General features: G+C 72.1%; 24 protein-coding genes. 7 read left to right on the top strand and 17 right to left on the bottom strand.

What is annotated here, in order from left to right; genetic code table 11:
* Positions 1-7: 7 nt before the first annotated feature.
* The 8 genes from HQQ85_RS06480 to HQQ85_RS06445 form a co-directional block, all read right to left on the bottom strand.
* Positions 8-1,369 (bottom strand): HNH endonuclease signature motif containing protein, encoded by a 1,362-nt coding sequence (locus HQQ85_RS06480; protein ID WP_173181611.1) that lies wholly within the window; start codon positions 1,367-1,369, stop codon positions 8-10.
* 71 nt (positions 1,370-1,440) lie between these two features.
* A complete protein-coding gene (locus tag HQQ85_RS06475; protein WP_173181610.1) occupies positions 1,441-3,165 on the bottom strand; it encodes a sodium:proton antiporter in 1,725 nt (574 codons plus the stop codon).
* Positions 3,166-3,186: 21 nt separating this feature from the next.
* Positions 3,187-3,957: an SCO1664 family protein gene (locus tag HQQ85_RS06470; RefSeq protein WP_173181761.1), complete on the bottom strand. Its 771-nt coding sequence runs from the start codon at positions 3,955-3,957 to the stop codon at positions 3,187-3,189.
* Between the two features lie 59 nt (positions 3,958-4,016).
* Positions 4,017-4,592 (bottom strand): DUF3090 domain-containing protein, encoded by a 576-nt coding sequence (locus HQQ85_RS06465; RefSeq protein ID WP_173181609.1) that lies wholly within the window; start codon positions 4,590-4,592, stop codon positions 4,017-4,019.
* 128 nt (positions 4,593-4,720) lie between these two features.
* Positions 4,721-5,437 (bottom strand): MSMEG_4193 family putative phosphomutase, encoded by a 717-nt coding sequence (locus tag HQQ85_RS06460; RefSeq protein WP_173181608.1) that lies wholly within the window; start codon positions 5,435-5,437, stop codon positions 4,721-4,723.
* Positions 5,438-5,471: 34 nt separating this feature from the next.
* Positions 5,472-6,266 carry a GNAT family N-acetyltransferase gene (locus HQQ85_RS06455; RefSeq protein ID WP_173181607.1) on the bottom strand — a complete coding sequence of 265 codons (795 nt, stop codon included), beginning with the start codon at positions 6,264-6,266 and terminating at the stop codon, positions 5,472-5,474.
* 57 nt (positions 6,267-6,323) lie between these two features.
* Positions 6,324-7,367 (bottom strand): NAD(P)-dependent alcohol dehydrogenase, encoded by a 1,044-nt coding sequence (locus HQQ85_RS06450; RefSeq protein ID WP_173181606.1) that lies wholly within the window; start codon positions 7,365-7,367, stop codon positions 6,324-6,326.
* Positions 7,368-7,429: 62 nt separating this feature from the next.
* Complete coding sequence (locus tag HQQ85_RS06445) at positions 7,430-7,750, bottom strand: biopolymer transporter Tol (RefSeq protein WP_173181605.1); 321 nt, start codon at positions 7,748-7,750, stop codon at positions 7,430-7,432.
* Between the two features lie 97 nt (positions 7,751-7,847).
* Here HQQ85_RS06445 and HQQ85_RS06440 point away from each other — a divergent pair, with 97 nt between their 5' ends.
* From HQQ85_RS06440 to HQQ85_RS06430, 3 genes are all read left to right on the top strand, one after another.
* Positions 7,848-8,426, top strand: a complete 579-nt coding sequence (locus tag HQQ85_RS06440; protein ID WP_173181604.1) for a uracil-DNA glycosylase family protein — start codon at positions 7,848-7,850, stop codon at positions 8,424-8,426.
* A 51-nt stretch (positions 8,427-8,477) separates the two neighbouring features.
* Entirely contained in the window at positions 8,478-10,076 is a 1,599-nt protein-coding gene (locus HQQ85_RS06435) for an ABC-F family ATP-binding cassette domain-containing protein (protein WP_173181603.1), read from the top strand.
* Positions 10,077-10,150: 74 nt separating this feature from the next.
* Positions 10,151-10,561 carry a hypothetical protein gene (locus HQQ85_RS06430; protein ID WP_173181602.1) on the top strand — a complete coding sequence of 137 codons (411 nt, stop codon included), beginning with the start codon at positions 10,151-10,153 and terminating at the stop codon, positions 10,559-10,561.
* A 44-nt stretch (positions 10,562-10,605) separates the two neighbouring features.
* Here HQQ85_RS06430 and HQQ85_RS06425 read toward each other — a convergent pair whose 3' ends face one another.
* On the bottom strand, positions 10,606-11,298 hold the full coding sequence (locus HQQ85_RS06425; protein ID WP_173181601.1) for an SDR family NAD(P)-dependent oxidoreductase: 693 nt from the start codon (positions 11,296-11,298) through the stop codon (positions 10,606-10,608).
* 101 nt (positions 11,299-11,399) lie between these two features.
* Here HQQ85_RS06425 and HQQ85_RS06420 point away from each other — a divergent pair, with 101 nt between their 5' ends.
* Positions 11,400-12,296, top strand: a complete 897-nt coding sequence (locus tag HQQ85_RS06420; RefSeq protein WP_173181600.1) for a helix-turn-helix transcriptional regulator — start codon at positions 11,400-11,402, stop codon at positions 12,294-12,296.
* Here HQQ85_RS06420 and HQQ85_RS06415 read toward each other — a convergent pair whose 3' ends face one another.
* Both HQQ85_RS06415 and HQQ85_RS06410 read right to left on the bottom strand, forming a co-directional pair.
* Positions 12,297-12,857, bottom strand: coding sequence for a ribonuclease H (locus HQQ85_RS06415; RefSeq protein ID WP_173181599.1), 561 nt, complete (start codon positions 12,855-12,857; stop codon positions 12,297-12,299). It lies immediately after the preceding gene.
* Positions 12,858-12,881: 24 nt separating this feature from the next.
* Positions 12,882-13,718: a bifunctional 2-polyprenyl-6-hydroxyphenol methylase/3-demethylubiquinol 3-O-methyltransferase UbiG gene (locus HQQ85_RS06410; RefSeq protein ID WP_173181598.1), complete on the bottom strand. Its 837-nt coding sequence runs from the start codon at positions 13,716-13,718 to the stop codon at positions 12,882-12,884.
* A gap of 117 nt (positions 13,719-13,835) precedes the next feature.
* Here HQQ85_RS06410 and HQQ85_RS06405 point away from each other — a divergent pair, with 117 nt between their 5' ends.
* Complete coding sequence (locus tag HQQ85_RS06405; RefSeq protein ID WP_173181597.1) at positions 13,836-14,774, top strand: 5'-3' exonuclease; 939 nt, start codon at positions 13,836-13,838, stop codon at positions 14,772-14,774.
* Positions 14,775-14,777: 3 nt separating this feature from the next.
* Here the strand turns inward: HQQ85_RS06405 and HQQ85_RS06400 are convergent, their stop codons facing one another.
* From HQQ85_RS06400 to HQQ85_RS06390, 3 genes are all read right to left on the bottom strand, one after another.
* A complete protein-coding gene (locus HQQ85_RS06400; RefSeq protein ID WP_173181596.1) occupies positions 14,778-14,948 on the bottom strand; it encodes a hypothetical protein in 171 nt (56 codons plus the stop codon).
* 146 nt (positions 14,949-15,094) lie between these two features.
* Positions 15,095-15,739, bottom strand: coding sequence for a bifunctional 2-polyprenyl-6-hydroxyphenol methylase/3-demethylubiquinol 3-O-methyltransferase UbiG (locus HQQ85_RS06395; protein ID WP_254069132.1), 645 nt, complete (start codon positions 15,737-15,739; stop codon positions 15,095-15,097).
* Between the two features lie 65 nt (positions 15,740-15,804).
* Positions 15,805-16,293, bottom strand: a complete 489-nt coding sequence (locus HQQ85_RS06390; RefSeq protein ID WP_173181594.1) for a MarR family winged helix-turn-helix transcriptional regulator — start codon at positions 16,291-16,293, stop codon at positions 15,805-15,807.
* An 88-nt stretch (positions 16,294-16,381) separates the two neighbouring features.
* On the opposite strand from HQQ85_RS06390, the gene HQQ85_RS06385 reads away from it, so the two are divergent.
* Complete coding sequence (locus HQQ85_RS06385; protein WP_173181593.1) at positions 16,382-17,161, top strand: SDR family oxidoreductase; 780 nt, start codon at positions 16,382-16,384, stop codon at positions 17,159-17,161.
* Positions 17,162-17,233: 72 nt separating this feature from the next.
* Here HQQ85_RS06385 and HQQ85_RS06380 read toward each other — a convergent pair whose 3' ends face one another.
* From HQQ85_RS06380 to HQQ85_RS06370, 3 genes are all read right to left on the bottom strand, one after another.
* Positions 17,234-18,010, bottom strand: a complete 777-nt coding sequence (locus HQQ85_RS06380) for an anti-sigma factor (RefSeq protein WP_173181592.1) — start codon at positions 18,008-18,010, stop codon at positions 17,234-17,236.
* Positions 18,007-18,513, bottom strand: coding sequence for a sigma-70 family RNA polymerase sigma factor (locus HQQ85_RS06375; protein ID WP_173181591.1), 507 nt, complete (start codon positions 18,511-18,513; stop codon positions 18,007-18,009). Before HQQ85_RS06375 ends, HQQ85_RS06380 begins: the two co-directional genes overlap by 4 nt.
* Positions 18,514-18,609: 96 nt before the next feature.
* Positions 18,610-19,260 carry an MBL fold metallo-hydrolase gene (locus HQQ85_RS06370; protein ID WP_173181590.1) on the bottom strand — a complete coding sequence of 217 codons (651 nt, stop codon included), beginning with the start codon at positions 19,258-19,260 and terminating at the stop codon, positions 18,610-18,612.
* 58 nt (positions 19,261-19,318) lie between these two features.
* Between HQQ85_RS06370 and HQQ85_RS06365 the strand changes: the two genes are divergently transcribed.
* Entirely contained in the window at positions 19,319-20,263 is a 945-nt protein-coding gene (locus tag HQQ85_RS06365) for a diacylglycerol kinase family protein (protein WP_173181589.1), read from the top strand.
* The last annotated feature ends 36 nt before the right edge of the window (positions 20,264-20,299 follow it).

Raw genomic sequence — 20,299 nt, 5'->3', positions numbered from 1 at the left:
TGGCTGGTTAGGCGGCGGGTCGCTGGATGGTGCGTCGCCGGGTGGTCGGGATCGGCTTCTGTTCCGTGTCGACCCATCTCGGTGGGATGAGGTGAGGCACCCCGTCGTGCATGACCAGTTTCCACGGTGATTTGTGCAGGTGGGAGTGATGGAAGTGACAGAGCAGAACACCATTGTCGATATCGGTTTTGCCGGGCGGATGATCGTCTGAAACCCACTCGTTCGCATGATGGGTCTCGCAGAACGACGGTGGCCGGTCGCAACTCGGCCACACGCATCCGCCGTCCCGGGCGGCTAGTGCCCGGTTCTGCGCCGCGGTGAAGAGCCGCTTCGCTTTGCCGTGGTAGAGCACCTCGCCCTTGTCTCCGAACAGTGTGGTGGAGGTGGGGGAGGTGCACCGCAGCTGTTCGACGGTGGAAGCGGGAACGGGCTGGTCGATGCCGTCGATCCATCCGACGCCGCGGCCCTTTTCGAGGTCGTCGAGGGTCATGTGCACGTTGACCGTGGCGATGGCACCGTTGATGCGGGGCATGTCCTCGGCGCCAGCGGCACGGGCGATGAGCTCGGTGATGGTGTCGGCGTTCTTCTGCGCCTGCGTGCGGCCATCAGCAGTCACGTACACGTCGCCATCGACGAACCGCGGCCCGGCCACTCGGGGGCTCTGCAACGCCCGGATGCTCGACATCCACACCCCGCCTTGCTCGGGCGCGAGCGCGAACTTCCCCCGGTACATCCCATCCGGCGCCAGCGCGATCGTCAACGACCGCTGCATCTGCAGCACCTCGTCACGCGGCTCCGCACCATCGGGGTCGAGCACTTCGCGGAGGTGGATGGCTGCCCGGAACGTCTCGTCGGCAGTCAGCCGGCACGCGAGAGTCTGATCGACGAGGGTCTCTTCGGCGAGGGCCACGACGTCGGCCGGGCACCCGCGGTCAGCGAGCACAGTGCACTGCTTCACGATGGCCGTCGCTGCCTCGACCCCGAGCACGCCCTCTTCGAGCACCCGGGAGACCGCCGGGAACGGCGCCGGCCCTTCGCCCCCACCCAGCAGCACTGCGCCACGCAGTTTCCGCCCGAGGTCGATCCGCGCCTTGCACGCCCGCGCCGACGCGCCCGTGATATTCGCGACGAGCGCGACCGGGGTGGTGAAGTTCTGCGATCGGCTCAGGCCCTCGTCGCCGAGCTCGGTGCGCGACCGCACCCCGACCTCACCCGCGAGCCGAACCTGCTGCGCCGACACCGCGCGCCCGAGCACCTCGTAGGCAGCCATCAATTCGAGCAACTCGTCATCACCGAGACCCGCCAAACCCGCGCCGGAACGGCCGCAGACCTTGGCGGCCATCTCAAGGATGCTGACGACTGAACTCATACTGAGATTCTATCAGAAACAGCTGATGAATGCTCGTTTATTCCCGAAAAGGCGACGGCCAATTTCGTCGCCTAGTGGGCGCCGCCCGGCCGCCGCTGCAGCCGCGTCTCCTCCTGGTCGAGCAGCGCCTGCGCCTCGGCCAGAATGCGCGACGGATACGTTCCGACCGCCCGCAGCTCGAGCATCTTCTCGCGCTCGGCCGCCACGATCGCCAGCCGCAGCTCGCGGTACAGCCGGTGCGGGGTCTCGTCGGGCTGCTCGCGCCGCCCGGCCCGCTCCCAGGCGGCCTCCGTGCGGAGGAAGGTGGCCTGGCGGGCCCTCTCCACAACGTCCGGGTCGATGATGTCGCTGCGCTCGGCCACCTGCTCGTCGAGCTTCTCGAGCCCGGCGCTGCTGATCGTCTCCAGTAGCTGCGCGAGCTCCTTCCGGTCCTCCTTGGCGTCGATGCCCTCGACACCGAGCAGGCGGATCAGCCAGGGCAGAGTGCCGCCCTGCAGCACGATGCTCGTCACCGCCACGGTGAAGGCGATCAGGATCAGCTGCGGGCGATAGGGCGTGTCCTCGGGCAGCGACTGCGCCGCCGCGAGCGTCACCACACCGCGCATGCCCGACCAGCCGAGCACGATGCCGCCGCGCCAGTCGATCCGTTCCTGCCGCTGCTGCTCGAGGTCGGCTCGGCGCCGCTCGTAGTCCCGCTCCAGCCGGTTGCGGGTGCGAGCCTGCCGCTTGGTCGAGACGGGATGGCTCCGGTAGTAGTACAAGGCCAGCAGCGATCGGTAGGTGCGGCGCTCGTTGCGCTTCTCGCGTTGGGACAGGCCGAACACGAGCGGCCCGATCCAGAGATAGCGGATGAGCACCAGCGCCACGGTGGCGAGCAGCCCGATGCCGAACGAGGCCTCCACGGTCAGGATCTCGGGCTCCACGTCCTCGATCAGGGTGCGGATCTCGAGCCCGATCAGCAGGAACACACCGTTCTCGAGCAGGAACTGGATGGTGCGCCAGTTGATCCGATCGCTGATCCGCGACTGCGGCGAGAACTTCGTGGGGGAGGCGTGCCCGGTGTAAAGCCCGGCGACGACGACGGCGAGAACTCCGGATGCTCCGAGCTGTTCCGCCGGCACGAAGGCGACGAAGGGAACGGCGAGCGACAGCGCGGTGTCGAGCACCGGGTCGGACAGCTTCGAGCGAACGAACACGGTGACCGCACCGGCCGCGAGACCGACGAGCACCGCGACGGCGGCGGCGAACAAGAAGTCGATGACGCCCGCCCAGGGCGTGGTCATCGCTCCGGCCGCCGCCGCCACGGCCGAGCGGAGCAGCACCAGGGCGGTCGCGTCGTTGACGAGGCCCTCGCCCTCGAGCAGCGTGAGCAGGCGTGGTGGCAGACCGAGGCGACGTCCGATCGAGGTGGCGGCCACCGCATCCGGAGGGCTGATGATCGCGCCGAGGGCGACCGCCGCGGCGAAGTTGAGGTCGGGCAGCAGGGCGTAGAGCAAGAAGCCGGTGGCGAAGGCCGTCACGATGACGAGCACCACCGAGAGGCTCGCGATCGGCGCGAGGTTGCGCCGGAAGTCGACCACGGGCACGGCCACCGCCGCGGCGTAGAGGATCGGCGGCAGCAGGCCGTCGAGGATGATCTCGTGCGGCACCTCGATCTCGGGCACCCCGGGAAGGTACGAGAGGCCGACGCCGACCACGACCAGGATGATCGGTGCGGCGATGCCGAGGCGCTTGGAGAACGCGGCCACCGCGACGATCACCGCGACCGCGATGATCCCGTAGATGCCCAGCTCCATACTCGTCGACCCTAACCGGGGTCAGAAGATCGGCCAGGGCACGGCCGGCATGTAGCCGTCGGGCGCCGGGAAGCGCGCCTCGCCGAGCAGGCGCTCGCAGCGGTCGGCGAGCGCGACGATCTCGTCGTCGGTGAGCAGCGGCGAGAGGGTGTCGACCAGGCCTCCGTCGGTGAGGGCGGCGAGCACCCGCTCCACCCCGGCGAGCTCGTCGTCGGTGAGGGGTTCGTCGATCCAGCCCCACAGCACCGTGCGCAGTTTGTGCTCGGCGTGGAAGGTGAGGCCGTGGTCGACGCCGTGGCGGTGGCCGTCGGCGAGCGGCAGCACGTGCCCGCCCTTGCGGTCGGCGTTGTTCGCGATGACGTCGAAGACCGCCATCCGGCGCAGCGCCGGGGTGTCCTCGTGGATGAGCGCGACCGGCCGGTCCTCGTCGTCGTGGCCGTCGAAGACCCGGCGCCAGCCCGTCGCGGGCACGGCGTTCGCGGCCACGAGGTCGACGGCGTCCTGCCCCGGGTCGACGGTCTGCCAGAGCTGCACCATGCCCGGCCCGAGCGGCCCGTCGCGGAGCCAGGTGCGGGGCACGACCCCGCCGCCGAGAACCTCGGAGACGATGAACGCCGCGGCCTCGCGATCGGCGAGGGTGCCGTCGGGGAAGTCCCAGAGCGGCTTCTCGCCCGAGACGGGCTTGTACACGACCTCGACGTCGCCGAGGCGGGCGAGGAAGGTCGCGTTCGAGGCGGTGGTGATGCGGCCGATCAGCTCGAGCTCGAGCGAGTCGGCGAGCGAGCCGTCCATCGGCTCCCCGGGCGCGCCGACGGGGGCGTCCTCGTCGGGTGCCGGCTGCGTGGGCACGGTCAGACGTCGTCGCCGACGGGGCAGACGTGGCCCTCCGGGTCCATCGGGGTGCCGCAGAGCGGGCAGAGGGGCCGGCCCGCGCCGACGATCTCCCGGGTGCGCTTGGCGAACGCGCGGGCGGTGCCCACGGGCATCCGCACCACCAGCAGCTCGGCGGGCTCGATCATCGGCTCGCCGGTCTCCCACTCGAGCTCGGCGGCGGGGTCGTCGGGGGCCGGTTCGGCCTCGATCAGCGGGTACGCCTCGACGACCAGCTGCGCCGTCGTCGGGTCCCACCCGAGCCCCATCGCCCCCGCGCGGAACTGCTCGAACACGGGCTCCAGCGGCTCGTTGTCGACCAGTTCGACCGGGATGGTGCTCGGCACGCTGAACCGGTTGCCGTCGTTCACCATCAGCTCGTCGAGGATCTCGTCGATCTTCTCGGCGAGCACCGCCGACTGCTCCTTCTCGAGCGCGACGCTCACGAGCTGCGCCCCGGTGCGAGCCTGCAGGTAGAAGGTGCGCGACCCCGGGTGGCCGACGGTGCCGACCACGACGCGGTCGGGCCAGGCGAAGTCGTGAACGATTGTGGGCATGCACCTATTTTATTGACCGGATGCCCGTGCCGCTCGGATCCCGTCGGACTCCCTGGTTCGATCCGACCCCGCACTCCGCTCGCGGCGTGCACGCGCGGTTCGGGCCGACCCCGCGCAGCGATCTCGGATCAGGCCGGCGCGTTGCCGGCGCCGCCGCCGACCGGCGCGTCGGCCGCGGGTGGAGCGGCCGCGAGCCAGCCCAGCTCGCCCGCCTCGGTGTTGGTCGCCACCACGTCGGGCCGGTCGGCGCCGTAGCGCACGATCGAGACGGATGCCGGACTCACGCTGATTCGCTGGAAGAGGTCGAGGTGCATGCCGAGCGCGTCCGCCAGGATGCCCTTGATGATGTCGCCGTGGCTCACCGCGACCCACACCGCGCCGGGGCCGTGCTCGGCCTCGAACGCTGCGTCGAGCCGGCGCACCGCGGACGCGCCGCGCAGCTGCATCGTCGCCATCGACTCCCCGCCCGGGAAGGTGACGGCCGAGGGCTGGCGCTGCACGACCGACCAGAGCGGCTCGCTCGCCAGCTCCTTCAGGGTGCGGCCCTGCCAGTCGCCGTAGTCGCACTCGGTCAGGTCGTCCTCGATGCGCAGCTCGCCGGGCCGCGCGCCGGCCCCGGCCGCTCCACCGTGCTGGCGCTCCAGGATGCTCGTCGCCGTCTGCCGGCACCGCTCGAGCGGACTCGAGACCACGGCGACCAGCGGCACCACGGCGAGCCGCTCGGCGGTGCGGGCGACCTGCTCGTGCCCGACCTCGTCGAGCAGGACTCCCGGGGTTCGGCCCGCGAGCAGTCCGGAGGCGTTGGCGGTGGTGCGTCCGTGCCGCACGAGGATGACTGTGGCCATCGGGCCAGCCTAGACAGTCCGGATGATGCCCCGGTCAGCGCCTCCACTGGTAGGGCGTGGTGGTCGACACCTTCACGAGGCCCGAGCGCTCCAGGATGGGCCGGGAGAACTCGGTGCTGTCGCTGTGCACGAGCCGCGCACCCCGGGCCAGGGCCGAGCGCGCGCGGGCGGCGGTGAGCGCCCGGTAGACACCCCGGCCGCGGTACGCGGACTGCACCGCGCCGCCCCAGATGCCGACGAACTCGGTGCCGGCGACCGGCTCGAGCCGGCCTCCCCCCACCATGCGGCCGTCGGCCTCGGCGACCCAGAGCTCCATGCCGTCGCCACGGGCGAGGCGAGCCACCAGTGCGTCGGCGATGGCCGTGTCGACCTCCTCGCCGAAGGCCTCGTCGACCGCGGCGCTCATCGCGCGCACCTCGGCCTCCTCGTGCACCGACCGCACCGTGACGCCCGCCGGCGGCTCGGGGGAGATCGCGGCGAGGGCCTCGAGCGGGCCGACCATGATCGACTCCGGCTCCTCGGCCTCGAAGCCCGCCGCGAGCAGCGCCTCGTGCAGGCCCGGGGCGTCGTCGTGGCCGCGGGTCTTCCACTCCACGCGCCTGATGGAGGGGTTGGCGGTGAGGCGCTGCAGAGCATCCGGAACCATTGCCCGGATCGCCGCCTCGTCGGCCCCGCCGAGATCGCGGTAGCTGATGAAGCCGCGCCCGCCCGCGAAGGTGACGAGCCGCAGCGGGCCGAGCCGCACGACGCGCACGGCGCTCGGCGTCTCGGCGTCGCCGCGCAGCTGCTCGTCGTAGGCGCGGAGGTAGAGCGCGGCGGTGTCGGTCATCGAACCAGCCTCGCACAGCGATCGCCGGGGCGGCAGCCCGAGGTCACGGGACGATGCTCACGGGACGATGACCGCCCGGCCGCGCACCGTGCCCGCCGCGAGCGCCTCGTAGGCCTTCGGCCCGTCGTCGAGCGAGTAGCGCTGCACCTCCACGCTCACCTGCCCCGAGCGGGCGAGCTCGAGCACCTCGATCAGCTCGGCGCGGGTGCCCCAGTAGGGCACGCGCAGCGCGGCGTCGTAGGCGATCGAGCCGAAGCCGACGTGGGCGGTGCCGCCGCCGATGCCGACGATCGTGACGTCGGCCTCCGACGCGGCCGCCGCGACGGCCGTGGCGATGGTGGGCTCGGCGCCGACGAAGTCGAACACCGCGTTCGCGCCGAGGCCACCGGTGAGACGGCGGATCTCCTCGGCCGCCGAGGCGTCGCTGATCACCGTGTGGTGGGCGCCGACCTCCTTCGCCAGGGCGAGTTTCTCGTCGTTCACGTCGAGCGCGATCACGGTGGCGCCGCTGAGGGCCCGCAGGATCTGGATGGCCACGTGCCCCAGCCCGCCCGTGCCGATGACGACGGCGTAGGTGCCCGCGCCGAGCTTCGGCAGCGAGGTCTTGATGGCGTGATAGGGCGTCAGGCCGGCGTCGGTGAGCGAGACGTTCTGCACCGGGTCGAGGTCGCCGAGCGGAACGAGGTGCCGGGCGTCGTCGACGAGCATGTACTCGGCCATCGACCCGGGAGCCCCGAGCCCGGGCGGCTTGATGCCCTCGGCGGCGGCGTTCAGGCAGTAGTTCTCTTTTCCTTCGGCGCACTTCTGGCAGCGCCCGCAGCCCCAGGGGCCGTAGACCGCCACGGCGTCGCCGACCGCGAGGTGCTCGACGCCCTCGCCGAGCTCCTCGACGATGCCGGCGCCCTCGTGCCCGAGCGTGAGCGGCAGCGGGTAGCCGCCGCCCGTGTACTCCTCCTCGGACAGGCCCATCACGAACTCGTCGGAGTGGCACACCCCCGCCGCGGTGATCTTGAGCAGCACCTGGCCTGGGCCGGGCGAGGGTTTCGGGATCTCGACGATCTCGGGGTGGGAGCCGATGCGGGTGTACTGGAGTGCCTTCATGGCCTCGACGCTACGCCCGGCCTCCGACAGCCGCCCGCCCCTTGAGCTCGCGACGCTGCAGCTCAGTCAGCGCGGCCGTCAGGGGCGTCGAGCGCGTCCAGCTCCCGAAGCGCCTCCCGCGCCCGCTCGATGCGCTCCGCCTCCGGCTCCTCCCACCACCGCGGCCCGCGCTCGCCGAGACCGTGCTTCGCGAGCCCCACGCGCCGCCGCGCATCCGCCACCCGCTCGTCGTCGCCGCTGCGCGTGCCGGCCCCTACCGCGCTGCGCCCCCGGCCGAGGTGCGAGCGTAGGGCCGCTGCGACGTCCTCGGGCAGGCACGGGTCGGTGCGCCGCCACCGCCGCCCGTTCACCACCAGCCAGCGCTCGTCGTCGCTCACGCGCATCCTCTCGTCGCGCCCCACCCACCTCGAAGAAGGCCCCGGATGCTCGACGCTACCCCGCCCGGCCCGACCCCACCTGGCGCGGTGGCACACTGGGGGAGTGACCGTGCTCGACGACCTGCGCGCCGAGGTCGCCGCGCATCCGTCGAACGCCTGGGCCACCGCCGCCGGATGGCAGCCCCTCGTCGTGGGTTCCCCCGAGTCCCGCGTGCTGATCATCAGCCAGGCACCGGGCCGCAAGGCGCAGGAGACGGGCATCCCGTGGAACGACGCCAGCGGCGTGCGCCTGCGCTCCTGGCTCGGCCTGACCGACGCCGATTTCTACGACCCCGCGAACCTCGCGATCGTGCCGATGGACTTCTACTACCCGGGCAAGGCGGCCTCGGGCGATCAGCCGCCCCGGCGCGGCTTCGCCGAGGAGTGGCACCCGCGCATCCTGCCGGCCCTCACCGAGGTGCGGCTGACGATCCTGATCGGTGCCCACGCCCAGCGCCTCTACCTCGGCCCGCGGCGAGGCCGCACCCTCACCGACACAGTGCGGGCCGCGCCGAGCTACCTGCCGCTCTTCCCGATCGTGCACCCCTCCCCGCTCACGCAGGGCTGGCGGATGCGCAACCCCTGGTTCGAGGCCGAGACGACGCCCCGGCTCGCGGCACTCGTGCGCGACGCCCTCACGTAGGCTGGGGCGTCGGCCACGAGGCCGGCCCCGACCCCGACAGAACGAGCCTTCGTGAGCCTGATCCGCCTGAACGACGTGAGCATCGAGTTCGACGGGCGCACGGTGCTGCGCGAGGCGTTCCTGAAGCTCCGCGGCGGCGACCGGGTCGGCCTGATCGGCAAGAACGGCACGGGCAAGACCACGTTCCTCGAGCTGGTGCTGGGGCGCATCGAGCCCACCTCGGGCAGCGTCGACGTCACGCTCGGCACCACGATCGGGTACTTCTCCCAGTTCTCGGAGCTCGATGGCGACCGGAGCATCCGGAGCATTCTCGGCGACCACTTCGCCGCCGTGCACGAGACGCAGGCCCGGCTCGACACGATCGGCGAGCAGCTCGCCCAGCCGATGGACGACGAGCGGATGACCGCCCTGCTGACCGAGCAGGGGGAGCTGTTCGAGCGCATGGACGCGATCGACGGCTGGTCGTACGAGAACACGATCGACACCGTGCTGACGAGCCTCGGCTTCGACGAGTCGCGCCGCGAGCTGCCCGTCGACCGTCTCTCGGGCGGCTGGCGGAACCGGGCGGCGCTGGCGCAGATCCTGGTGCAGGCGCCGGACGTGCTGCTGCTGGACGAGCCCACCAACTTCCTCGACCTCGACGGGGTGCGCTGGGTCGAGACCTGGCTCGGTCGCTACCAGGGCGCGGTGCTCGTCGTCTCGCACGACCGGCAGTTCCTCGACGGGGTCGTCACGCGCATCGTCGAGATCGAGAACCATCGGCTGCAGGAGTACGAGGGCGACTACTCGGCCTACGTGCACGCCAAGCAGTCCCGGCTCCGGATGCTCGAGCGGCAGTTCGCGCACGAGGAGGAGCTGCTCGCCTACGAGCAGGCCGCCTCCGCCGCCCGTCGAGAGGCGGCGCGCAACCGCTCGGACGACTCCTTCGTGGCGCGGCGGCTCGCCGACATCAAGAAGAAGCAGGCACCGCGGCCGATCGACCAGATCATCACCGACATCTACAGCGGGCTGCGCGTGAGCAACGACCTGCTCGAGGTGGTGCGGCTGAGCAAGGGGTTCGGCGGGCATCCGCTCTTCACCGACGTCACGTTCAGCCTGCACCGCGGCGACCGCCTGGCCGTCGTGGGCTCGAACGGCTCGGGCAAATCGACGCTGCTCGACGTGCTGACCGGCGAGACCGAGGCCGACAGCGGGCAGGTGCGGTGGGCCAAGGGGGCGCGGTTCGTCTCGTACAACCACGTCTACGCCGCCCTCGACCTCACCGACACGGTGGGGCACGCGGTCAACGCCTACCCCGACTCGCTGGCCTTCTCGGCGACGAAGAAGAGCGTGGGGCGGTTCCTCGCGATGCTGCAGTTCTCGGAGGCGGAGCTGAAGCAGAAGATCGGCACCCTTTCGGGCGGCCAGCGGGCGCGCGTCGCGATCGCGCAGTGCCTGCTCTCGGGGGCCGCCGTGATCGTGCTCGACGAGCCGACGAACCACCTCGACATCACGAGCACGCAGGTGATGGAGCGGGCGCTCACGCACTTCCCGGGGGCGGTGCTCGTGGTCTCGCACGACCGCTTCTTCGTCGACAAGCTGGCCGACCGCCTCCTCGTCTTCGACGGCACCCCCACCGTCACCCTCCGCGCCGCCTCCGGCGCCCTCTGAGCTCGGCCACCCCCGTTCGGGCGCGTTGCCGGATCGTGATGGAGCGGGCGGCGGCGGGCTGGGATACTGGCGCCATGAGACTGACCAGGACTTTCGCCGCCGTCGTGATCACCGTCGCCGCCTCGGCCCTGGCCGTCGGGCTGAGCGGATGCGCGGCGAGCCCCGCCGAGGCGCCGACCACGCCGATCGGTGGAGACATCGTCGCGCCCGTGACCATGTCGGCCGATGACCTGCAGGGTGGCAGCGTCGACCTCGTGGTCGGGCAGGTGCTCAACATCACCACGGGCGACCTCGCCACCGACAGCTACAGCGGTGAGGTCGCCGACACCGCGGTCGCGACCTTCGTCGAGGGCACGAGCGGCGGCAGCGTCGAGACCAACCCCGGCGTCACCGCGGTCGGCCCCGGCGAGACCGAGGTCACCATGACCAACGAGGCCGGTGGCATCCAGCCCCTGACGTTCACCGTGGTCGTCACGGCGAAGTAGCAGGCGGGGCCGACCGGCGCGCGCGCCCCGGCCGGACCACCCGCTCAGAAGGGGGCGACCCCCGAGCGGTCGATGAACGTGCCGGTCGGCCCCGAACCGCCGCGCGTCGCCAGCTCGACCACCGCATCCGTCCCCTCCTGCACCGTCTGATGCCCGCTGTTCCCGTTGAAATCGGTCGCCGTGTAGCCCGGGTCGGCGGCGTTGATGCGGATCGAGGGGTAGGCCTTCGCGAACTGCACGGTCAGCATCGTGACCGCCGACTTCGACGAGGTGTAGAGAGGCGCGACCACCTGCGACTCGACCCGCGAGGAGTCGTGCACGGCGTCGAACGAGCCGAGCCCGCTGGTGACGTTCACGATGGTGGGCGCCTCCGAGCGCTCGAGCAGCGGCACGAACGCCTGGATCATCCGCACGATCCCCACGACGTTCGTGGCGTAGACGGCGGTGGCGTCGTCGGCGGTCAGTTCCGGAACGGGCACCATGGGCCCCGAGATCCCCGCGTTGTTGATCAGCACGTCGAGCCCGCCGTCGCCCGCGATGGTGCTGACGGCAGCGGCGACGGACGAGTCGGACGTGACGTCGAGCTGCACGAATCGCGCTCCCAGCGCATCCGCTGCTCGCTGCCCGCGCTCGAGGTCTCGGGCGCCGATCCAGACGGTGTGGCCCGCTTCGATGAGTCGGCGGGCGGTTTCGTAGCCGAGGCCCTTGTTGGCCCCGGTGATGAGTGTCGTTGTCATGCCCCGAGTCTGCGCGCCCCCGCCGGGACGGGCCAGGTGCCCGTCGACAGGAGGAACGCCAGTACCACCCTGGTGTCGTGGGCGGGTGCGAGACTTGCAGAATGGATGCCCGCCCCACCTCCGCCGGAGAGCTCGGCGAACTCCTCCGAACCTGGCGCGACCGCCTCTCGCCCATCGACGTCGGGCTGCCCGCCGGCGACGCACGCCGCGCAGCCGGCCTCCGCCGCGAGGAGCTCGCGATGCTCGCCGGCCTCAGCGTCGACTACGTCGTGCGGCTCGAGCAGGGCCGCGCCCGACACCCCTCGGCGCAGGTAGCCGCCTCCGTCGCGCGGGCCCTGCAGCTGAGCGACGCCGAACGCGACCACCTCTTCACCGTGGCGGGCCTCCTGCCGCCGTCGCGCCGTGAGGTGCCGACCCACATCCCGCCGGGGGTGCAGCGGCTGATCGCCCGGCTGGGTGAGACGCCGCTCGGGGTCTTCACGGCATCCTGGGACCTGCTCAGCTACAGCCCCCTCTGGGGTGCCCTCTTCGGCGAGCCGTCCCGGCCGGCCTCGGGACGTGTCAACCTGCTGCGCTCGCACTTCCTCGGCGCCGACCCGATCATGCACGAGCGACGCATCGTCAGCCGGTCCAACGGCGTCGACGCCTTCGAGTGCTCTCTCGTCGGCGACCTGCGGCGGGTGCACGGGCAGTATCCGGATGATCGCGGCGTGAACACCCTGGTCGCCGAGCTGCTCGCCGGCAGCCCGCGCTTCGCCGGGCTCTGGGCCTGCGGGGCGGTCGGCGAGCACCAGTCCGAGCGCAAGGTCGTCGAGAACGACCTCGTCGGCGATGTCGAGCTCGACTGCGACGTCTTCACCGTCGCGGGCACCGACCTCCGCATCGTCGCCTACACGGCGGCGGCCGGCACCCCCGCGGCGGCGGCCCTCGACTTCCTCCGCGTCTCCGCGGTCACCGCCCGCACCCCTGGTGCAGCCACAGCAGCGATCGACGGCTAGCTAGAAGAGGGGGTCGGGGGCGGTACGCGGGGGAGCGGCGGACGCGGAAGGTGCGGCAGCGGCGGACGGGGCCGGAAGGGTGGGGCGCGCGGGGGCGGCGCCCGGGAAGCCCGGGCCCGTGTCGGGGGCGCGGCCGGCCGCGAAGGCCTCGGCGGCACCGCGGGCGCGCACGTCGGCCGCCTCGTTCAGGACGTGGCCCACGTGGCCCTTGACCCACTCGAAGCGGTAGCGCCGCCCGGCGACGGCCTCGTCGATCTCCTTGATCAGCTCGAGGTTCATGACGGGCTTGCCGTCGCCCTTCCGCCAGCCCTTGCGCTTCCAGCCCGGCATCCATTTGGTGATCGTGTTGATCACGTACTGGCTGTCGCAGAGCACGTGCAGGTCGTCGTCGACGTGCGCGGTCGCCCGGAAGAGCTCCAGCACCGCCTTCAGCTCGCCCATGTTGTTCGTGCCGTGCGGCCAGCCGCCGGCCGCCCAGACGTCGTCGGAGATGTACCAGGCCCAGCCCGCCGGGCCGGGGTTGCCGAGCGCGGAGCCGTCGGCGGATGCGGTGATGGTCATAGCCCGTCAAGGCTACCGGCCCGCTCAGCCGGGCTTGACCGCCTGCAGCGTGTAGCTCAACGGCGCGACCCCGGCCCGCGCGCCGAGGGCGTACTCCCCGTCGGCCCGCTCGACCATCTGCCCGGGCAGCGCCTCCCAGGGCACGCTGTCGTGCTCCACGAGCATCCGCAGTTCGAGCCCGACGTCGAGCAGCGCCGTCACGATCTCGCCGAGCCCGTGGTTCCACTCGTACGTCTTCGTCGCCGTGAGCGGCCGGTCGGTGGGCACGTAGCTCGACGGGTCGTCCCACTCCAGCGGCTCGGCCTGCTCGAAGTACGGGAACCGCAGCGCAAGGTCGTCGCCCACGGTCTCGTCCATGGCCCAGAGAATCGGATGCCCCTCCCGGATGAACAGCCGCCCACCGGGCTTCAGCAGTCCGGCCACGACCGCCGCCCAGCGGGAGATGCTCGGCAGCCAGCAGAGCGCCCCGATCCCGGTGTAGACGAGGTCGAACCCGCCCGCCGGCAGCACATCGAGCGCGTGGTCGACGTCGGACTCCACGAAGTCCACGAGCGCGTCGTCCTCCGTCTCGGCCACCAGCGCCCGCGCCTCGGCGAGGGCGACCGGCGAGAAGTCGAGCCCCGTCACGCGGGCGCCGAGCCGCGCGAGCGAGAGGGTGTCGGTGCCGATGTGGCACTGCAGGTGCACGGCCCGCAGCCCCGATACGTCGCCCAGCCGCGGCAGATCGAAGGTCACGACGTCCGACAGCAGCGCCCGGTCGTCGACGTACCGCTGCACCCCGTAGCCGAGGCCGGTGCGGGCGGCGTGAACGGATGCGCGGTCGTCCCAGTTGGCGCGGTTGGCGTCGAGGTGGCTGTCCATGGCGGTCGATCCGTTCTGAGGCAAGGAGCCCTGCGCGCAGTGCGGTGCGGGGCTGCCGCCCCCTCCGGGCAGCCGACCAGGATACCGGCTGGCCGCCCATCCGTGCCACCATCGATCATGCCTCCGCGCCTGATGCTGCTCGACACCGCCTCGCTCTACTTCCGCGCCTTCCACGGCGTGCCCGACACCATCCGGCGGAGCGACGGCACCCCGGTGAACGCCGTGCGGGGCCTGATGGACATGATCGCGCGCCTCGTGACCGAGTTCCAGGCGACCTCGCTGATCGCCTGCTGGGACGACGACTGGCGGCCGGCCTGGCGGGTCGAGCTCGTCCCCGGCTACAAGGCGCACCGCGTCGAGCGGGAGGTGGTGGGCGGGCCCGACATCGAGACCGTGCCGCCCGGGCTCACCAAGCAGATCCCGCTGATCCGGGAGGTGCTCCGGCTCGCCGGTATCGCCGTGGTGGGGGCGCCCGAGCACGAGGCCGACGACGTCATCGGCACCTATGCGGCGACCGCCGACGGGCCGGTGGACGTCGTGACCGGTGACCGTGATCTCTTCCAGCTGGTCGACGACGACCGCGGCATCCGGATCATCTATACCGCACGGGGCATGAAGAACCTCGAGCTCGTGACCGACGCGGTCGTGGTCGGCAAGTACCGCGTGCTGCCCGAGCAGTACGCCGACTACGCCACGCTGCGCGGCGACACCTCGGACGGACTGCCGGGCGTCGCGGGCATCGGCGAGAAGACCGCGGCCGGGCTGCTCGGCGAGTACGGCACACTCGACGGCTTGCTCGCCGCAGCCTCGAGGGGCGAGCCGTCGCCGTCGGTGCAGGCGAAGCTCGAGGCGGCCGCCGCTTACCTCGCCGTGGCGCCGACCGTTGTGGAGGTCGTGCGCGACCTCGACGTGCCGACGCCCGACGAGGCCGGAGCGATGCTGCGCCCTGTGACCGGCGCCGACCGCGAGCGGCTCGAGGCGCTCGCCGAGGAGTGGAACCTCGGCGGCTCGGTGAAGCGGCTGCTGGCCGCCCTCGACGCGAAGGCGGCCAGCTGACGGCTACTCCGAGTCGGCCTCGGGGTCGGTGTCTTCCTCGGCGTTGAAGTGCGAGCCGTCGGGGTCGTGGCCCGCGGCCAGGCCGTTCGGGTCGTTCGGGATCGTCTTGTCGCCGCCGAGGTTCTCGGCGTCGCCGTCCTGCTGACGGGTGCCTTCGGTGGGGGAGTCGGTCATGGTGCACGTCCTCAGGTCGATCCGGTGGGTGGTGCGGCCCACCCTATGCCGCGGGCGGCATGCCGGCCCGGGCGCCCATGCTCTTCCCAGCCGTCCGGCGCTCCCCGGCGCTCGAGCGCCTCACCTTGATCGAAGCCCCCCGTGCGTCAGCGCCGCCTGACCAGCAGCACCGAATCGACGAGCACCGCCTCCTGGCCGTCGGGCCCGACGGCGTCGCGCGAACGCGGCTCGGCGATGACGATCTCCCACTCGTCCTCCGGCAGCTCGAGCGAGTCGAACACCTCCTGCGCGGTGGGCAGCTCCGGATGCTCGTGCCCGCCCTCCCGTGTGCCCGACCAGTTCGGGAACTCGGCGTGACCGACCACCAGCAGATGGCCTCCGCTCGCGACGGGAAGCGCGGCCCGCTGCAGCACCTGCTCACGCGGGAACGCCACGGGGGAGTGCAGGAAGCACGCCGAGACGAGGTCGTACTCACCCGACGGCCGCCACTCCGACAGATCGGCGCGCACCCACTCGATGCGGTCCGCGTCGACACCGCGGGAGGCCGCGTGCGAGGCGGCCCGGGCGAGCGCGGTCGCGGAGATGTCGACGCCGGTCACCGTCCACCCCTGCTCGGCGAGCCAGATGGAGTCCCCGCCCTCCCCGCAGCCGAGGTCGAGCGCACGCCCCGGCGCGAGCCCCCCGGCCACCGCGACGAGCGCCGCGTTGGCCTTCCCGCTCCAGACCCGCTCGCGCTGCTGGTAGAGCTCCTCCCAGAACGCGGTGGGATCGGTGTTCGGATCGGGATTCATGTGCGCCATCCCCCCAGCCTGCCGCCCACCGGCCCCGCCGCAAAACCCGTTGCCGATCCGGCACGCTACTCGCCGCGCGTGCGCCTCAGCCGGCGGGCGTACTGCTGCGAGTCGCTCGCGAACCGCTCGAGCAGCCCGCTCAGCGCCTCGACGTCGGCGCCCGGCCACGACGCGAAGATCTCGGTGACCATCTCGTCGCCCACGTCGTACAGCCGCTGAGCCACCGCCCGCCCGGAGGCGGTGAGGTGAAGGGTGTGCGAGCGCTGGTCGCTCGGGCTCGGCTCCCTCGTCACGAGGCCGGCCCGGTGCAGCTTCGCCGCGGCCTTGCTGACGCTCGGGGCGCTCGCCGAGAGGGCCTCGGCGAGTTCCGCGCCGCGCGAGGGGCCCTGCGAGCCGAGGGTCCAGAGCATCCGGATCTCGATGGTGCTGAGGTCGCGCCCGTCGTCGCCCACGATGTCGCGCTGGAACTGCGGCGACCACCAGACCGTGAGCAGCGACGTCATCGTCTCGACGACGGGCGACCGGTAGTGCAGGGGACGCTCATCCGCGCTCATGCTTCCCAGAGTAGCCGTGGCCATGTAGTTTCTCAGAGAAAGCAACTGCGCGACCACCGAGCAGTTGTGCGAACGAAGGAGTTCAGCCATGACCAGGACCATGATCGTGACCGGGGCCGCCTCGGGCATCGGCAAGGCGACCGCCGAGCTGCTGCGGGAGCGCGGCGACACCGTGATCGGGGTCGATCTGCGCGGCGCCGACGTGACCGCCGACCTGAGCATCGCCGAGGGGCGGGCGAGCCTCGTCGAGCAGGTGCGGGAGGCGAGCGGCGGCCGGATCGACGGGATCCTCGCGATCGCCGGGCTCGCGGCGCCGATCCCCGCGACCGTCGCCGTGAACTTCTTCGGCATGGTGGCGACGCTCGAGGGGCTGCGGCCGCTTCTGGCCGGCTCCGACGCGCCCCGGGCGGTCGGCATCGCCTCGATGGCGAGCCTGCACCCGCACGACGACGAACTGGTGGCGCTGCTGACCGCGGGCGACGAGCCCGGGGCCCTGGCGCGGGCCGAGGTGCTGGCGGGCGACCCGGCGACGGGGCACCTGATCTACGCCTCGACCAAGAAGGCGTTCGCGCAGTGGGTGCGCCGGAACGCGCCGGGCGAGGAGTGGGCCGCCGCGGGCATCCCGCTGAACGCCATCGCGCCGGGCGTGATCGTGACGCCGATGACGGCGCCGCTGCTAGAGACCGAGGAGGGGCGCGAGCAGATCCGGGCCGGGGTGCCGATGCCGCTCAACGGCTTCGCCGAGGCGATCGTGCCGGCGCGCCTGCTGGCGTGGCTGGTCAGCGAGGAGAACACCCACCTCTGCGGCCAGGTGGTCTTCGTCGACGGCGGCTCGGATGCGGTGATCCGCGGCGACTCGACCTGGTGAGACCGGGTGGCCGCGCGGCCCGGTCGCCCAACGAGGGCTGCCGGGCACGCGCAATGGCTGCCGCCGTCGCCGCTAGAGCTCGGTGCGCACGATCGGCTGGTCGCTACCCGTGATGCGGATGTCGACCGACGCGATCTGCGCGGCCGGGATGCTCGTCGACGCCGAGAGGTTGCCGGCGGCGGCACCCTTCTCGGCGGTCCAGCTCGCCACCGTCGTCTCGATGCCCGAGCGGTCGGTCACGACGAGGTCGTACGGCACGGGCCCGTCGAGCGTGGCCTGCAGCTTCTCGCTGTAGCTGCAGTCCCAGTCGAAGCGGGTGCCCCACTCCTTCGGCGACACGCGCAGTTCAGCGTCGATGTAGCCCGGCTCGACCTGTCCCATGGCGAGGCGGAGGCCGGCGGGCGTCGCGTCGACGGCCGGCGAGCCGGCCTCGGCCGTGGCGGCGGGAGCCGTGCCGGGAAGGGGGGCGAACTGCCCGATCGCGAGGCCGGTGAGCACCCCGGCGCCCGCCAGGAGCACCCCGGTGCCCACGACGGCCGCGGCCATCCGTCGTCGCACCGTGCGCCGGCGCCGCCCGACGGCCCGGGCCAGGTGCTGCACGGTTCCCGATGGCGGGGCAGCGGGCGAGGAAGCCGGTGCTGCACTCGAGGCCTCGGGCGCCAGCAGCGCCGACGCCTCGCCCGCACTCAGGCTGCCGAGCACGCCGGGCAGCCCCGCGAGCTCGGCCACGGCGTGCGAGCACTCATGGCAGTCGGCGAGATGGCGCTCGTACTCACGGCGCTCCTCGGGGCAGAGCATGCCCATCACGTAGGCGGCATCCCAGTCGCGGTACTCGTCGGCGGAGGTCATTCCGTCACCCCCCGTTCCTGCAGCGCGAGCCTGAGGGCCCGCAGCGCGTAGTGCATGCGCGAGCGCACGGTGCCGACGGGGACGCCCTCGGCGGCGGAGATCTCGACGGCGGTCTCGCCGAGGTAGTACGAGCGCACGATCGCGGTGCGGTGCTCCAGTGAGAGCGAGAGCAGCGCATCCGAGACCAGCCAGGTGTCGAGCACGGCGTCGGTGCGGTCGCTCTGCGCCCGCTCGGGCAGCTCGTCGGTGGCGAACTCGCGGCTGTGCCGGGCGCTCCGCCGGTCGTCGATCACGAGGTTGCGCGCGACGGTGAACATCCACGCCCGCGCCTCCTCGTCACCCTGCTCGAGGATGGCGGGCTTCCGGCCGGCGCGCAGCAGGGTCTCCTGCACCACGTCCTCCGCCATCGCGGGGTCGCGAGTGAGGCGCACGACGTAGCGGAACAGTGCTCCGGCGTGCGCGTCGTGCGCCGCGCGCAGCAGCTCCGCGTGCTCGTCGTTCATGAGGCCTCCATCTTGATGCAACGGAGACCGGGCCCGGAACGTTCAGACCGGGCCCGGAACGTTCAGACCGGGCCCGGAACGTTCAGACCAGACCGCTCACAGATCCAGCACGTCCCCGGGCTGCAGCGGGAAGAACTCGCCGCCGCCCTGCTCGGTCGCCCACCGGATGCGGTCACCCGCCATGGTCTTGCCTGCCGTCGACAGCACCATCTCGTGCGTCGGGAAGCTCCGCTTCGGCTTCACCTCGAGCACGTAGTCAATCGCCTCGGCGATCTTCAGCCACGGGGCGCCCGCCGGCACGGCCAGCACGTCGACCTCGACGCCCTCGGGCACCGCCCAGGAGTCGCCCGGGTAGTAGAGCACGTCGTTGACGAGCACGCCCACGTTGTCGACCACGGGGATCGACGAGTGGATGACAGCGTGCCGCCCACCCGAGAACCGCAGCGAGAACGGCCCGGCCTCGACGGCGTCGCCCGGGTCGACGCGGGTCACGGCGATCGAGGCGTCGGCCTCGCGCACGGCGTTCACGACCCCCTCCGGCCCGTAGACGACGGCGGTGGGGGAGGCCTCCAGGATGCGCCGCAGCTGCTCCGGAGTCCAGTGGTCGGGATGCTCGTGCGTGATCACGACCGCGGCGGTGTTCACCGCATCCGTGATCGCCGTCGTGAACATTCCCGGGTCGATGAACAGCTTCTTGCCCGACTGCTCGATCAGAAGGGCCGCGTGCTCGAATTTCGTCAGTCTCATGATCCCCGACTCAACACCCGCGCCCGCCGAAGTGCAACGTCGTGGATAATCGGTCGTCATGGCCTCCCCAGCGCAGCGCGTCGTCGTCGCGATCAACCCGAACGCGTCCTTCGGGGGTACCCGTCACGTCGGCCCCGTCGTCGTCGCCGCCCTGCGCGCCGCCGGTCACGACGTGGTGCCGCTGAGCGCTCCCGACTACGCCGGCCTGGTGCGCATCACCCGCGAGGCGCTCGCCCGCCCGGCCGATGCCCTCGTGGTGGTGGGCGGCGACGGCATGGTGAACCTCGGTGTGAACCTCGTGGCCGGCACGGGCATCCCGCTCGGCATCGTGCCCGCGGGCACGGGCAACGACTTCGCGGCGGGACTCGGCCTGCCGACCGGTGACCCCGACGCGGCCGCGCGTGTGCTCGTGGAGGCCTTGACCCGCCCGCCCCGCGTGATCGACGCCGCCCGGGTCACCGGCGTGCAGCCCGACCCCGCCCTCGACGCGGGCCGGCCCGAGCGCGACGAACCGCACCGCTGGTTCGCGGGCGTGCTCTCGGCGGGCTTCGACGCGGCCGTCAACGAACGGGCCAATCGGATGCGCCGCCCCCGCGGAGCGTCCCGCTACGTGCTGGCGCTGGTCGCCGAGCTCGCGACGCTGCGCACCCGCTCCTACGAGCTCGAGCTCGACGGCGAGGTGCTGCACGTCGACTCGCCGCTGCTCTCGGTGGCGAACAACACGACGATCGGCGGCGGCATGCGCATCGCCCCGGATGCGCGGCTGGACGACGGGCTGCTCGACGTGTTCATCGTGAAGCCCGTGTCGCGCCTCCGCTTCGTCAGGCTGTTCCCCAAGGTGTTCTCGGGGAAGCACTCGTCGCTGCCCGTGGTGGAGTTCCGCCGGGCGCGGGTGGTGCGGGTGTCGGCCGAGGGCATCGCCGGGTATGCCGACGGGGAGCGATTCGGGGCTCTGCCGCTCACCGTCGAGCTGGTGCCGGGCGCGCTCAGCGTGCTGGTCTGACGCGCCGACGGGGCTCGATTTGAGCGTGCCGCGTTC

Origin of the sequence: Herbiconiux sp. VKM Ac-2851, assembly GCF_013205105.1 — a bacterium.
In the GTDB taxonomy this organism is placed as follows: Bacteria; Actinomycetota; Actinomycetes; order Actinomycetales; family Microbacteriaceae; genus Herbiconiux; species Herbiconiux flava.
This window is presented reverse-complemented; position numbering and strand designations above follow the sequence as displayed.

Coding starts and splice junctions, on each gene's coding strand:
- HQQ85_RS06480 (WP_173181611.1), bottom strand. CDS start 1,369: ATGAGTTCAGTCGTCAGCATCCTTGAGATGGCCGCCAAGGTCTGCGGC.
- HQQ85_RS06475 (WP_173181610.1), bottom strand. CDS start 3,165: ATGGAGCTGGGCATCTACGGGATCATCGCGGTCGCGGTGATCGTCGCG.
- HQQ85_RS06470 (WP_173181761.1), bottom strand. CDS start 3,957: ATGGACGGCTCGCTCGCCGACTCGCTCGAGCTCGAGCTGATCGGCCGC.
- HQQ85_RS06465 (WP_173181609.1), bottom strand. CDS start 4,592: ATGCCCACAATCGTTCACGACTTCGCCTGGCCCGACCGCGTCGTGGTC.
- HQQ85_RS06460 (WP_173181608.1), bottom strand. CDS start 5,437: ATGGCCACAGTCATCCTCGTGCGGCACGGACGCACCACCGCCAACGCC.
- HQQ85_RS06455 (WP_173181607.1), bottom strand. CDS start 6,266: ATGACCGACACCGCCGCGCTCTACCTCCGCGCCTACGACGAGCAGCTG.
- HQQ85_RS06450 (WP_173181606.1), bottom strand. CDS start 7,367: ATGAAGGCACTCCAGTACACCCGCATCGGCTCCCACCCCGAGATCGTC.
- HQQ85_RS06445 (WP_173181605.1), bottom strand. CDS start 7,750: ATGCGCGTGAGCGACGACGAGCGCTGGCTGGTGGTGAACGGGCGGCGG.
- HQQ85_RS06430 (WP_173181602.1), top strand. CDS start 10,151: ATGAGACTGACCAGGACTTTCGCCGCCGTCGTGATCACCGTCGCCGCC.
- HQQ85_RS06425 (WP_173181601.1), bottom strand. CDS start 11,298: ATGACAACGACACTCATCACCGGGGCCAACAAGGGCCTCGGCTACGAA.
- HQQ85_RS06420 (WP_173181600.1), top strand. CDS start 11,400: ATGGATGCCCGCCCCACCTCCGCCGGAGAGCTCGGCGAACTCCTCCGA.
- HQQ85_RS06415 (WP_173181599.1), bottom strand. CDS start 12,857: ATGACCATCACCGCATCCGCCGACGGCTCCGCGCTCGGCAACCCCGGC.
- HQQ85_RS06410 (WP_173181598.1), bottom strand. CDS start 13,718: ATGGACAGCCACCTCGACGCCAACCGCGCCAACTGGGACGACCGCGCA.
- HQQ85_RS06405 (WP_173181597.1), top strand. CDS start 13,836: ATGCCTCCGCGCCTGATGCTGCTCGACACCGCCTCGCTCTACTTCCGC.
- HQQ85_RS06400 (WP_173181596.1), bottom strand. CDS start 14,948: ATGACCGACTCCCCCACCGAAGGCACCCGTCAGCAGGACGGCGACGCC.
- HQQ85_RS06395 (WP_254069132.1), bottom strand. CDS start 15,739: ATGAATCCCGATCCGAACACCGATCCCACCGCGTTCTGGGAGGAGCTC.
- HQQ85_RS06390 (WP_173181594.1), bottom strand. CDS start 16,293: ATGAGCGCGGATGAGCGTCCCCTGCACTACCGGTCGCCCGTCGTCGAG.
- HQQ85_RS06385 (WP_173181593.1), top strand. CDS start 16,382: ATGACCAGGACCATGATCGTGACCGGGGCCGCCTCGGGCATCGGCAAG.
- HQQ85_RS06380 (WP_173181592.1), bottom strand. CDS start 18,010: ATGACCTCCGCCGACGAGTACCGCGACTGGGATGCCGCCTACGTGATG.
- HQQ85_RS06375 (WP_173181591.1), bottom strand. CDS start 18,513: ATGAACGACGAGCACGCGGAGCTGCTGCGCGCGGCGCACGACGCGCAC.
- HQQ85_RS06370 (WP_173181590.1), bottom strand. CDS start 19,260: ATGAGACTGACGAAATTCGAGCACGCGGCCCTTCTGATCGAGCAGTCG.
- HQQ85_RS06365 (WP_173181589.1), top strand. CDS start 19,319: ATGGCCTCCCCAGCGCAGCGCGTCGTCGTCGCGATCAACCCGAACGCG.